Origin of the sequence: Pseudoruegeria aquimaris (assembly GCF_900172235.1) — a bacterium.
Taxonomy (GTDB): Bacteria; Pseudomonadota; Alphaproteobacteria; order Rhodobacterales; family Rhodobacteraceae; genus Pseudoruegeria; species Pseudoruegeria aquimaris.
Genome location: NZ_FWFQ01000003.1, coordinates 47,473 through 60,462 on the forward strand (window position 1 = coordinate 47,473; position 12,990 = coordinate 60,462).

General features: G+C 67.0%; 9 protein-coding genes. 3 read left to right on the forward strand and 6 right to left on the reverse strand.

All coding sequences use genetic code 11. From position 1 onward, the window contains the following. Positions 1–321 precede the first annotated feature (321 nt). Positions 322–3,783, reverse strand: coding sequence for a transcription-repair coupling factor (gene mfd / locus PSA7680_RS03050; RefSeq protein ID WP_085867345.1), 3,462 nt, complete (start codon positions 3,781–3,783; stop codon positions 322–324). Between the two features lie 31 nt (positions 3,784–3,814). Then, the gene (locus PSA7680_RS03055; protein ID WP_176244070.1) at positions 3,815–4,336 is read right to left on the reverse strand and encodes a component of SufBCD complex; all 522 of its coding nucleotides are present in this window, start codon (positions 4,334–4,336) and stop codon (positions 3,815–3,817) included. 145 nt (positions 4,337–4,481) lie between these two features. Between PSA7680_RS03055 and hemB the strand changes: the two genes are divergently transcribed. Then, the gene (gene hemB, locus PSA7680_RS03060) at positions 4,482–5,483 is read left to right on the forward strand and encodes a porphobilinogen synthase (protein WP_085867191.1); all 1,002 of its coding nucleotides are present in this window, start codon (positions 4,482–4,484) and stop codon (positions 5,481–5,483) included. 147 nt (positions 5,484–5,630) lie between these two features. Beyond that, on the forward strand, positions 5,631–6,191 hold the full coding sequence (locus tag PSA7680_RS03065) for a lipid-binding SYLF domain-containing protein (protein ID WP_085867192.1): 561 nt from the start codon (positions 5,631–5,633) through the stop codon (positions 6,189–6,191). 105 nt (positions 6,192–6,296) lie between these two features. Here PSA7680_RS03065 and PSA7680_RS03070 read toward each other — a convergent pair whose 3' ends face one another. Continuing rightward, positions 6,297–7,208, reverse strand: a complete 912-nt coding sequence (locus PSA7680_RS03070) for an NAD(P)-dependent oxidoreductase (RefSeq protein ID WP_275936510.1) — start codon at positions 7,206–7,208, stop codon at positions 6,297–6,299. Positions 7,209–7,267: 59 nt separating this feature from the next. On the opposite strand from PSA7680_RS03070, the gene PSA7680_RS03075 reads away from it, so the two are divergent. Beyond that, entirely contained in the window at positions 7,268–9,727 is a 2,460-nt protein-coding gene (locus tag PSA7680_RS03075) for a penicillin acylase family protein (protein ID WP_085867194.1), read from the forward strand. A 104-nt stretch (positions 9,728–9,831) separates the two neighbouring features. Here PSA7680_RS03075 and hflX read toward each other — a convergent pair whose 3' ends face one another. The 3 genes from hflX to PSA7680_RS03090 all read right to left on the reverse strand — a co-directional run bounded on the left by hflX (position 9,832) and on the right by PSA7680_RS03090 (position 12,987). Continuing rightward, entirely contained in the window at positions 9,832–11,106 is a 1,275-nt protein-coding gene (gene hflX / locus PSA7680_RS03080) for a GTPase HflX (RefSeq protein WP_085867195.1), read from the reverse strand. A 3-nt stretch (positions 11,107–11,109) separates the two neighbouring features. Then, a complete protein-coding gene (gene hfq, locus PSA7680_RS03085) occupies positions 11,110–11,343 on the reverse strand; it encodes an RNA chaperone Hfq (protein WP_085867196.1) in 234 nt (77 codons plus the stop codon). A gap of 123 nt (positions 11,344–11,466) precedes the next feature. After that, the gene (locus PSA7680_RS03090) at positions 11,467–12,987 is read right to left on the reverse strand and encodes a TrkH family potassium uptake protein (RefSeq protein WP_085867197.1); all 1,521 of its coding nucleotides are present in this window, start codon (positions 12,985–12,987) and stop codon (positions 11,467–11,469) included. Positions 12,988–12,990: the final 3 nt, after the last annotated feature.

A 12,990-nucleotide genomic window follows, 5' to 3' on the forward strand; every position in this document is an offset into this window, starting at 1 on the left:
GGCACGGCCCTTCAAGCGGGGCGGGCCGGCTCCCCACGCGGCAAGTTGAAACGACGAGGGGACATACAGGCACATCTTTCACCGGGGAAACGGCCGTTCAAACCCAGCGGAACAGCTGGGGAGACAGGGCCGGCGTGACAGCACTCACTCTGTAAAACCACACGCATATCAGCGCCTTGCCGCCGGAGTTGCCCGGCGCCTGCGCTCATCTCCCCCGGTTCAGGCGCGGAAACGAGGCTCACGGAGTTTCACACGGTTCCCGCCACTGCCCGTTCATGTAGGGGGATGCATGAACGGGCGCCAATCGGGAACGGGCCGGCGTCAGGCGCTGGCCCGTTTCTTTTCGGCGGCCACTTTCTCGGCCAGGTCGCGGGCGATGGCGAAGGCGCCCTTGATCCTGTCGGCCTCCGTCTTCCAATCGCGCCGCACCACGATCTTGTTGTCCTTCACCTTGGCCAGCCCGCGCTGATCGGTGATGAATTCCACGAGCCCCTGCGGCGAGGCGAACTTGTCGTTGTGGAACTGGATCGTGGCGCCTTTCGGCCCGGCGTCCAGCTTGGAAATCCCGGCGCGTTTGCACATGGCCTTGATGCGAACGACGAGCAGCAAGGTATTGACCTCCTTGGGCAATTTACCGAATCGGTCGATCAGTTCGGCGGCGAAGCCCTCCAGTTCCACCTTGGTGGTGAGGCCCGACAGCCGGCGGTAGAGGCCGAGGCGCACATCGAGATCGGGCACGTAGCTTTCCGGGATCAGCACCGGCACGCCGAGGTTGATCTGCGGCGCCCATTGATCGTCGGCCTCGGTGAGCCCTTCCATCTCGCCGGAGCGGATCTTGGCCACCGCCTCTTCGAGCATGGATTGATACAGCTCGTAGCCCACGTCGCGCATCTGGCCCGACTGCTCCTCGCCCAGCAGGTTGCCCGCGCCGCGAATGTCCAGATCCTGGCTCGCCAGCGTGAAACCGGCGCCCAGGCTGTCGAGGCTGCCGAGCACCCGCAAACGCTTTTCCGCGTTCGGAGTCAAGGGCTTGCGCGGCTTTGTCGTGAGATAGGCATAGGCGCGCGTCTTGGAGCGGCCCACCCGGCCCCGGATCTGGTAGAGTTGCGCGAGCCCGAACATGTCGGCGCGGTGCACGATCATCGTGTTGGCCGTCGGGATGTCGAGCCCGCTCTCCACGATGGTGGTGGCGAGAAGCACGTCGTATTTGCCATCGTAGAAGGCGTTCATCCGCTCGTCCAGTTCACCGGCGGCCATCTGCCCGTGGGCGGTGATGAAGCTGACCTCCGGCACCTGATCGCGCAGGAACTCTTCGATTTCAGGCAGATCCTTGATGCGCGGCACCACGAAGAAGCTCTGCCCGCCCCGGTAATGCTCGCGCAGCAGCGCCTCGCGCAGGGTCACGGCATCGAATTCGCTCACGTAGGTGCGGATGGCGAGGCGATCCACCGGCGGGGTGCCGATGATCGAAAGGTCGCGCACCCCGGAGAGCGACATCTGAAGCGTGCGCGGGATGGGCGTGGCGGTGAGCGTGAGCACATGCACGTCCGACCGCATGGCCTTCAGACGCTCCTTGTGGGCCACCCCGAAATGCTGCTCCTCGTCGATCACCAGCATGCCGAGGTTCTTGAAACGGATCGTCTTGGCCAGCAGCGCATGGGTGCCGATCACGATATCCACGGTGCCGCGGGCCAGCCCCTCGCGGGTATCCGCCGCCTCCTTCGCCGTAACGAAGCGCGACAACTGCCTGACTTCCAACGGAAAACCCCGGAAGCGCTCGGCAAAGCTCTTGTAGTGCTGGCGAGCCAGAAGCGTGGTCGGCGCGATCACGGCGACCTGCACCCCGGACATGGCGGCGATAAAGGCCGCGCGCATGGCCACTTCCGTCTTGCCGAAGCCCACGTCGCCGCAGACGAGCCTGTCCATCGGGCGCCCGCGCGCCAGGTCGTCCAGCACGTCTCCGATGGCGGCGAGCTGGTCGTCCGTCTCCTGGTAGGGGAAGCGCGCGCAGAAGGCATCCCACATGCCCTCTGGCGGCTCCATGATCTGGGCGTGGCGCAATTCGCGCTCCGCCGCGATCCGGATCAGCCGGTCCGCCATCTCGCGGATGCGCTCTTTCAGCTTGGCCTTCTTGGCCTGCCACGCGCCCCCGCCGAGCTTGTCCAGCAGGCCTTCCTCGTGTCCGTAGCGGCTGAGAAGCTCAATGTTTTCAACGGGCAGGAACAGCCGATCCCCGCCGGCGTATTCCAGCGCGAGGCATTCATGGGCCGCGCCCGCCGCGGTGACGACCTCCAGCCCCCTGTATCGCCCGATGCCGTGATCCACATGCACGATCAGATCACCGGGTGTCAGGCTCTGGGTTTCCGTCAGGAAGTTCTCGGCCCGCCGCTTGCGCTTGGGCGCGCGGATCAGGCGATCGCCCAGCACGTCCTGTTCGCTGATGACGCAGAGCCCCTCGGCCTCGAACCCATGTTCCAGCGCCCAGACGGCGAGGAAGATGCCGCCCTTGCCATCGGGCACGTCGTTGAAATCCACGATCGGGCGGGTATCGGCGAGGCCTTCGTCCTGCATCAGCCCCTGAAGCCGCTCCCGCGCACCTTCCGAGTAACTGGCCACGATCACCTGCGCCGCCTTGCGCTTTTCTTCAATATGCGCGGCCAAAGCCCCGAAAAGGCTCACGTTTTCCAGCTGGCGCTCCGGCGAGAAATTGCGCCCGATCCGCCCGCCCATGTCCAGCACGCCGGCGCCCGTGCTCTGGGGCAGCTGCACCAGCTGCAGCACCCGGCGCCCCTGCGTGGCGGCCTGCCAGGCGTCGTCGTCGAGATAGAGCTGCTCGGGCGGGCACGGCTTGTAGACCGTATCCATCCGGTTCTTCTGCCGCATCGCGATCTGGCGGCTTTCGTATTGGTCGGCGATGCCTTCCCAGCGGCTCAGGCGCGCCGCGGCAAGCTGCTCGTCCAGCAGGACGCTGGCGCCGGGCAGGTAGTCGAACAGGGTTTCGAGCCGCTCGTGGAAGAAGGGCAGCCAATGTTCCGCCCCCTGGTGCTTGCGGCCCGCGCTCACCGCCTCGTAGAGCGGATCGTCGGTGCCGGCGGCGCCGAAGGTGATGCGGTAGTTCTGCCGGAAGCGGGTGATCGCCGCCTCATCGAGGATCACCTCCGAGACCGGCGCCAGCTCCACGCGCGACAGTTTTTCGGTCGTCTTCTGGGTAGCCGGATCGAAGCGGCGCGCGCCGTCCAGCACGTCGCCGAAGAAATCGAGCCGCACCGGCCCGCTTTCGCCCGGCGGGAAGATGTCGATGATGCCGCCGCGCACGGCGTAGTCGCCCGGCTCCATCACCGTGGGCGTCTGGGTGAAGCCCATCCGCACGAGGAAGCCGCGCAGGTCCGCCTCGTTGATGCGCTGGCCCACCTCCGCCACGAAGGCCGCATTCGCAAGCACGCTGCGCGCCGGCAGGCGCTGGGTGGCGGCGTTGAGCGTCGTCAGCAGCACGAAGCGCGCCGGCGCCCCATGCACCAGCGCGGCCAGAGTGGCCATGCGCGCCGCGGAGACGTCGGCGTTGGGCGACACCCTGTCATAGGGCAGGCAATCCCAGGCCGGGAACACCAGCACCGGCATGTCGGGGGCGAAGAAGCGCAGCGCATCGCGCATCGCGTTCAGGCGCCGGTCGTCGCGGGCCACGTGGACGACGGGCGCGCCGGAGCTTTCCAGCTCCCGCAGGAGCAGGCGAGCGTCGTAGCCTTCCGGCGCGCCGCTCAAGGTCAGATGCTGGGTATTCGTCATGGCCGCCGAGGTAACCATGGCGCGGGGAAAGTCAACCGGGAAGACCGATCATCAGGTTCTGGTACATGCCCCAGATCGAGGTGATGAAGATCGAGATCATGCCGATGATCTGGGTGTAGAGCCGGTGCCGCCGCAGCCGCCTGCGCAGGGCCTCGCCCTCCAGCTCGCCCGCCATGATCGCATCCGCGGTGAACACCGAAAGCAGCGCCACGCCGCTCATCGGGAAAGCCAGCAGGAACACCGCCTGGCTGAACTCCACGCCGTAGAAGAAGCCGGTGATCGCCAGCGTGGTGAGCAGGAAGAAGGTGAATCCTAGCACCCAGAGCCCGGCGCTGTGCACGATGTAGTGGATCCGCCGCACGTTGACGCCCACGATCAGGCTCAGGTCCGCCTCGGCCTGCGCATCCTTCTCCGCGCGCGTCACCAGGTCGTAGGGCACGCCGATCACGAAGTGGCTGGCGCTGGACCACATGACCCCGAGCGCGATCCAGTACCACAGGTTCGAAAAGGAGCGCATGTCGATCATCTCGAAGACGAGAGAGTACCAGTCCACGAAGCCCGTTCCTTTTTTTGGTAATTTTGCTTCAAACCGAATGCGGCTGGCTTTGCAATAGCGCGCGGCTGCGGCTTTTCCTACCCTTGAGAGCGGAATAAATCCGTGTCACGCAAAAAGGAAACACCTCGAAGGAAGCCACATCATGCGCCCGACCCTTGCCCCCTTCCCGGCCACCCGCCTGCGCCGCACCCGCGCCAGCGCACCCCTGCGGGACCTGGTGCAGGAAAACACCCTCTCGGTGAAGGATCTGATCTGGCCGGTCTTCGTGGTGGAAGGCCAGGCCACGCGCCAGCCGGTGGCCTCGCTGCCGGGAGTCGAACGCCTGTCGATCGATCTGCTGGTGGATGCCGCCGCCGAGGCCGCCGCGCTCGGCATCCCGGCGATCTGCCTCTTTCCCTACACAGATCCGGCGCTGAAGACGCAGGCCTGCGAAGAGGCCTGGAACCCCGACAACCTCTCCAACCGCGCGATCCGCGCGATCAAGGCCTCCGTGCCCGACATCGCGGTGATGACGGACATCGCGCTCGATCCCTACAACATCAACGGCCATGACGGCATCGTCGAAGACGGCGTGATCCTGAACGACGAAACCGTCGAGGCGCTGGTGAAGATGGCGCTCGCCCAGGCCGAGGCCGGCGCCGACATCCTCGGCCCCTCCGACATGATGGACGGCCGCATCGGCGCCATGCGCGGCGCGCTGGAGGCCGCCGGCCACAAGGATGTCGCCATCCTCTCCTATGCCGCCAAATACGCCTCCTGCTTCTACGGCCCCTTCCGCGATGCCGTGGGCGCATCGGGCGCCCTGAAGGGCGACAAGAAGACCTACCAGATGAACCCGGCCAACAGCGATGAAGCCCTGCGCCTCGTGGAGCGCGATCTCTCCGAGGGCGCCGACATGGTCATGGTCAAGCCCGGCCTGCCCTATCTCGACGTCTGCCGCCGCGTGAAACAGGCCTTCGGCGCTCCCACCTTCGCCTACCAGGTCTCCGGGGAATACGCGATGATCGAAGCCGCAGCGGCCCGGGGCTGGATCGACGGCGAAGCGGCGATGATGGAGAGCCTGCTGGCCTTCAAACGCGCCGGCTGCGACGGCGTGCTCACCTATTTCGCCCCGCGCGTCGCCCGCCGCCTGCGCGCCGGCTGAGGCCCTGACCGGGCGGCAAGCTTCCGCAAATGGGCGCCACGGGCGCTTTGGGCCCGTGACACCCCTTGAAAACTCACCTATATTTCGCGCCAAGCCGGCTCGCAGAATCCGGCGCACGTCAGGCAACGAGAACAAAAGGGCAGACCCATGAACAGATTTTCCCGTCGCGGCTTCCTCGCCGGAGCCGGAGCCGCCGTGGCCATGACTTCGGCCTGCGGCAACGGTGTGGGCAGCACCGGCGCCATGGCGCTGGACGCACGCGTCAACGCGACGATGAACTACCTCTTCTCCACCTACCCCGACACCCAGGATCTCGCCGCCAAGGCCTCCGGCATCCTGGTGATGCCGCTGATGACGGAAGCCGGGCTCTGGGTCGGCGGCGCCTACGGACAGGGCGCGCTTCAGATCGACGGCGTGACGGTGGACTACTACTCGGCCACGCAGGCCTCCGTGGGCTTCCAGGTCGGCGCGCAGCAATACGCCCACGCGCTCTTCTTCATGACCGACGACGCCCTGAGCGATTTCCGCCGCTCCCCGGGCTGGGCCGCCGGCGCGGACGTGCAATATGCCGCGATCGACCAGGGCGGCAACATGAAGATCGACACCACCACGACGCGCAAACCCGTCATCGCGCTCGTCTTCGGCCAGGCCGGTCTCATCGCGGGCGCCTCCATCAAGGGCACCAAATACACCCGCATCATCCCCTGATCCCGCACCGAAGGCGCGCAGGCGATCCCGTGCGCCTTCCTCTCGCCCGAAATACCTCGGGGGAGCCGCGCCCTTGGGCGCGGCGGGGGCAGAGCCCCCTCCCCGCTACCCGAGCGCGCGCAGGCGCTTGAACAGCGAAGAGGTATCCCAGCGCCCGCCGCCCATCTTCTGAACGTCCTTGTAGAACTGGTCCACCAGCGCCGTCACCGGCAGGCTGGCGCCGTTCTCGTCGGCGGTGCTGAGGCAGATCCCGAGATCCTTGCGCATCCAGTCCACCGCGAATCCGTAGTCGAAATGGTCGTCCAGCATGGTTTCGTAGCGGTTGGCCATCTGCCAGCTGCCGGCCGCGCCCTGGCTGATGACTTCCACCACCGCCCGCCCGTCGAGCCCGGCCTTCTCGGCGAAATGCAGCGCCTCGCTCAGGCCCTGCACCAGCCCGGCGATGGCGATCTGGTTGCACATCTTCGTCAGCTGCCCCGCGCCGCAGTCGCCGAGGCGGCGGCAGATCTTGGCGTAGGCCCCGATGACCGGCTCGGCCCGCAGGTAGGCCCCTTCGTCGCCGCCGCACATCACCGAGAGCACCCCGTTCTCGGCTCCCGCCTGCCCGCCGGAGATCGGCGCGTCCACGAAGCTGATCTGGTGTTCGTTGGCCTCCGCGTAGAGCTCGCGGGTGACGGCGGCGGAGACGGTGGTGTGATCCACGAAGACGGATCCGGGCGCCATGCCCGCGAAGGCGCCGTTTTCGCCGAGGCAGACGCTGCGCAGATCGTCGTCATTGCCAACGCAGGAAAAGACGAACTCCGCCCCTTCCGCGGCCGCCCGCGGCGTGGTGGCCATCTGGCCGCCGTGCTGCTCCACCCAGGCCTGCGCCTTGGCGGCGGTGCGGTTGTAGACCGTCACCTCATGGCCGGCGGCCTTGAGATGCCCGGCCATCGGATAGCCCATTACGCCAAGGCCCAGAAACGCTGTTTTCGCCATGATCTCTTCCCCATGTTCCTTTGATTGTGTCGCCCACAAATCCGCATTATCACGGGAACCCTAAAGGCAATCGCCGCGCCGTCAACCAAGGGATACACATGGCAACCGTCTTTCGCTGGCTCCTGCGTATCGTCTCGGGGATGATCCTGCTTTCCGTGCTGGGCGTGATCGGAGTCTACTACCTCGCCAGCCGCTCGCTGCTGGACTACGACGCCGCCCACACCGTGCAGGGCATTGACGGGGAAGTGGAAATCGTGCGCGACACCCATTCGGTACCCCATGTCTTTGGCCAGAGCGACGCCGACGTCTTCTTCGGGCTCGGTTTCGCCCACGCGCAGGACAGGCTCTGGCAGATGACGATGCTGCGCCGCACCGCGCAGGGCCGTCTGTCGGAGCTCTTCGGCAGCCGCACCCTGAAGATCGACGAGATGATGCGCCGGCTGGATCTCTACCCGCTGGCGGTGCAGTCGGTCGCGGCGCAGGACGCGCGCACCCTGGCCGCGCTGGAAGCCTATTCCGCCGGGGTGAACGCCTGGCTCGAAACCGTCAACACCGAGGCGCTGGGCCGCGGCGCACCGGAACTCTTCCTCTTCTCCAACGAGATCGCGCCCTGGCAGCCGGCGGATTCCATCGCCCTCGTCAAGCTGATGGCGCTCCAGCTTTCGGGCCAGCTCGAAAGCGAGGTGCTGCGCGCGCGCATCTCCCTCGTGCTGCCGCCGGAGCGCGTGCGCGACATCCTGCCCGACGTGCCCGGCGAGGGCATCGCCAGCCTGCCGGAATATGCCGCGCTCTTCCCCACCGCGCCGCGCTTCGCCGCCTCGACGATGGATTATTCTCCGCTCAACCCGGTGCAACCGCGCGGCTTTGCCGGGGCCTCCAACGCATGGGCCGCCGCGCCGAGCCGCTCGGCCTCGGGCGGCGCCCTGCTGGCCAACGATCCCCACTTGGGCTTCTCCGCGCCTTCGATCTGGTATCTCGCCCGGATGGAGCTTTCCACCGGCGGCGTGATCGGCGGCACGATCCCGGGGATCCCGGTGATCCTGTCGGGCCGCAGCGCCGCGCTCGGCTGGGGCATCACGACGGCCTACGTGGACGACCAGGACATCTTCATCGAACGGCTCAACCCCGAGAACCCCGGCGAATACGAAACGCCCACGGGCTTCAAACCCTTCCGCACGCGCAGCTCCATCATCCAGATCAAGGACGCCGCGCCGAAGACGATCGCACTGCGCTGGACGGAGAACGGCCCCGTGCTCACCGGCGAGCACTTCAACCTCGCCACCGTCACCCCGCCCGGCCACGTCGCCGCGCTGTCCTGGACGGCGCTCTCCCCGCGCGACACCTCCATCGGCGCCGCGCTCGACCTGATGCGCGCCCAGAGCATCGAGGCCGCGATCGAGGCGGGCGAGCGCCACATCGCCCCGGCCCAGAACCTGACGCTGGTGGAGCCGGGCCGCATCGCCATGAAGACTATCGGCGCCGTGCCCCGCCGTGACGTCCGCCACCAGAGCCAGGGGCGCTTCCCCTCGCCCGGCTGGATCGCCACGAACCGCTGGCAGGGCCGCATGCCCTATGCCTCCAACCCGGAATTCCTCGACCCGGAGGGTGGCATCCTCGGCAACACCAACAACAAGACGGTCAACCGCCCCTTCCCCGATCACATCTCCTTCACATGGGGCGACACCCAGCGCATCTACCGCTGGCAGCGCCTGATGCAGAACCGCGAGGTGCACACCCGCGAAAGCTTCATCGAGGCCCAGCTCGACACCGTGAGCTTCACCGCCCGCGCCCTGCTGCCGCTGGTGGCCAAGGATCTGTGGTTCACCGGCGAAGCCGCGCCCGAAGGCACGGTGGAGCAGCGCCGCAAGCAGGCGCTGGACCTGCTGGCGGAGTGGAACGGCGAGATGAACGAACACCTGCCCGAGCCGCTGATCTACGCCGCATGGATGCGCGCGCTCCAGAACCGGCTGATCCGCGATGAGCTGGGCCCGCTGGCCGCCGAATTCCGCCACATCGACCCGGTGTTCATCGAGCGCGTGTTCCGCGACACCGACGGCGCCTCCGCCTGGTGCAACGTGGTGCAGTCCACCCGCGTGGAAAGCTGCACCGACATCGCCCGCATGGCGCTGGACGATGCGCTGATCTGGACGCAGGAGACCTACGGCCCCGCCATCGGCAGCCTGCGCTGGGGCGATGCCCATGAGGCGACCCACGATCACCAGGTGCTTGGCACGGTGCCGGTGCTCTCGGCCTTCGTGAACATCCGCCAGTCCACCTCCGGGGGCGACAACACGCTGCAACGCGGCCTCACCAAGGGCAGCGGGCCGGACCCGTTCCTCAACGTGCATGGCGCCGGGTATCGCGGCGTCTATGATTTCGCCGATCCGGATTCCTCGGTCTTCATCATCTCCACCGGTCAGTCCGGCCACCCGCTTTCGCGCCACTACGACGATCTGGGAGAACTGTGGCGGCGGGGGGAATACATCCCGATGTCGCTGGATCCGGCCCTGGCCCGCGCGGCGGCCGAAGGGGTGACGGTGCTGCGGCCGGCGGAGTGATCTTGGCCTGTCGCGCAAGCGGCAGGCCCGCGCCCGCCCGCCCCACGGCTGGCGCGTATCCGCGCCCTCCCGGGCGAGCGCTTTCCGCTTAATTGTTTAGAGGATCAAAGCGCCATGTAGCGGGCGCGCTGGCGCGCCGTCCAGAAGACCTGCAGCCGGAAACCCTCGTCCTGCTGCTCTTCCTCCGTCACGACCCCCTGCTCGAACAGCCACGCCCGCCGGCGCCCCTGCGCGAAGGGCACGAAGAGCGTTTCCGCCGTGCGCGGATCGGTGAGCTTCTCGGAGACCTCGTCCAGCAGCGCATCGAGCCCGTCGCCGGTGAGCGCGGAGACGGCGAAGACGTTCGCGCGCCGCGCGGCCAGCGTTTCGACCTGCGCGCGCGCCTCCGGCTCCAGCCTGTCGATCTTGTTCCAGGCCTCGAGCTGGGGCGTGGAGTCGTCCACGCCGAGGGCGGCGAGGATCTCTTCCACGTCCTGCGCCTGCTCCTGCGTTTCCTCGTGGGAGATGTCGCGCACGTGGAGGATCAGATCGGCGTCGAGCACCTCCTCCAGCGTGGCGCGGAAGGCGGCCACCAGTTGCGTCGGAAGATCGGAGATGAAGCCCACCGTGTCGGAAAGGATCACCTCGCGGCCCGAGGGAAGCGTCACCGCGCGCATCGTCGGGTCCAGCGTGGCGAAGAGCATGTCCTTCGCCATCACCTCGGCCCCCGTCAGGCGGTTGAAAAGCGTGGATTTCCCGGCGTTGGTATAGCCCACCAGCGCCACGATGGGGAACGGCACCTTCTTGCGCGCGGCGCGGTGCAGATCGCGGGTCTTCACCACTTTCGCAAGCTGGCGGCGAAGCCGCGTGAGCGCCTCGTCGATGGCGCGGCGGTCGGCCTCGATCTGGGTCTCGCCGGGGCCGCCCACGAAGCCCAGCCCGCCGCGTTGCCGCTCCAGGTGGGTCCAGGCGCGCACCAGCCGGGTGCGCTGGTAGGACAGCGCCGCCATCTCGACCTGCAGCACCCCTTCGCGGGTGCGGGCGCGATCCGAGAAGATTTCGAGGATCAGCCCGGTGCGGTCGAGAATCTTGACCTTCCAGACCTTTTCGAGATTGCGCTGCTGCACCGGCGTCACCGGCCCGTCGATCAGAACCAGCTCGATCTCTTCGGCCTTCAGCCGGGCCGCCAGTTCCTCGACCTTGCCGGAGCCGAACAATTGCCCGGGGTGGGCCTTGGGCAGTGGCACGACCTCGCTGCCGACCACCTCGAGATCGGGCAGCGCGCGGGCCAGCGAAACGGCCTCTTCCAGCGCCGGGCCCGGGGCACGGCGCGATTTCTCGGTCTTGATGTCGGGATGCAGGACCCAGGCGCGGGTCGCGCCCCGATCGTGCGCTTCCATGGATCAGTCTTCGCCGTCGTACAGGTTGATCGGCTGGGCCGGCATGATCGTGGAGATCGCGTGTTTGTAGACGAGTTGCGACTGGCCGTCACGGCGCAGCAGCACGCAGAAATTGTCGAACCAGGTGATCACGCCCTGCAGCTTGACACCGTTGATGAGAAAGATGGTTACCGGAACTTTCGTCTTGCGGACGTGATTCAGAAAAGCATCCTGCAAATTCTGTTTATCTGCAGCCATTTAAATACGAGCCTTTTTTCTTGCCTCCAGCCCCTCGCTGGCAGTTCTTTGACCGTGGCCCTGATTATGGTCCGCGTAAAGGGGAGTTTCCAGTGCAAAAATCACCGCAGCCCTGCCCATGGGTCAGCGGCGCCAGAGCGCCGGGTTCAGAAGCGCGATGAAGGCGAGCGTTTCAAGACGCCCCAACACCATCGAGATGATGAGAATGCCCCGCGTCCAATCGTCCAGAAAGGCGAATTTCACCGCGAATTCACCGCCGATGTCGGCCAGCGGCCCGGTGGTCGAAAGCGTGGAGACCGTCAGCACCAGCGAGCTTTCGAAGGAAAGCCCGGTGAGCGCCAGCGCCGACATGATCGCCGCCACCGACAGGGTGAACAGCATGAAGAATACCCAGGAGACATAGGCCCCCTGCCGGCGGATCCTGCGGGCCTGCACCCCGAGGTTGCCCACCGAGGACGGGTGCACGAGGCGATCGAGTTCGCGGCGGCTGTGGATGTAGAGCGCGTAGACGCGCATCAGCTTCACTCCGCCCGCCGTGGTGGCCACGCCGCCGCCCACGAGGCAGAGCCCGATCAGGATGAGCCCCGGCGTCTGAAGCCCCGACCAGGCGGCCGAATCCGCCCAGCTGACGGATTCGAACCCGGTCGTCGTCAGGAAGGACAACACCGTGAACAGGCTGCCCCAGGCCGCCCGCAGCGCCGTCAGCGGCGCGCTCACCGGGCTCTGCTCCAGCGCCCCCGTCCAGTGCCGCAGAAACAGCAGCAGCGGCACCACCGTGATGATGACGAGCGCGAAGCGGAACTCGGGATCGTTCAGGAAGGCGTTGAGCCGGCGCCGGCTCTGATCCGGCGCGAAGGTCAGATGCGAGATGGCGAAGAACATGAAGAAGAACACCAGCACCTCGCCGCCGATCCCCGCCGTGCCGCCGGACAGCCCACCCACCGGGGAAATGCCGCTTGTGGCCAAGGTGCTCATGGCATGGCACAGGGCCACGAAGGCGTTCTCGCCGGAAATGGTCAGCCCGAGCCACAGCAGGACCGTCAGCCCGGTATAGACGGGAAACAGCCGGCCGGCATATTTGATCAGCCGGTCACCCGGCCCCGCCACCTGGATGAAGCTGAACTCTCCCCGCGCCCGCTGCCCGGCCTCCGAGGTGCTCGTCACCTCGAAACCACCGAGACTCAGCGGCGCAAGGATGGCGAAGGCCGCCACCCACATCAGAAAGCCCCCGAGCCAGCCCACCAGCGCGCGCCAGTAGTGCACCGCGCGCGGCAGGCTCCCGGGATCGTCGTAGAGCGTCGCGCCCGTGGTGGTGAGGGCCGAGACCATCTCGAAATAGCCATCGCCGAAATCCGCCCCCGGCACGGCCTCCATGAATGGCACCGCCAGCATGGCCGGCAGGATGGTGAAGGCCGCCACCAGCGCGATCATGTGGCTCAGCGCGGTGGAGGCGGGCGAGTAATCCGCCGTCGCCACCGCGACGAAGAGCGTCAGCAGCAGGAAGATCACCCCGCTCAGCAGGAAGACACGGGCCGTCTCCATGTCGGATTCGATGTAGGCGTGGAGGGCCGGCAGAAGCATCGCCAGCGCGCCCGCCCCCATCAGGATCACGAAAAGCGGAAGAGAGAGGAGCCGTGCCACCATGGC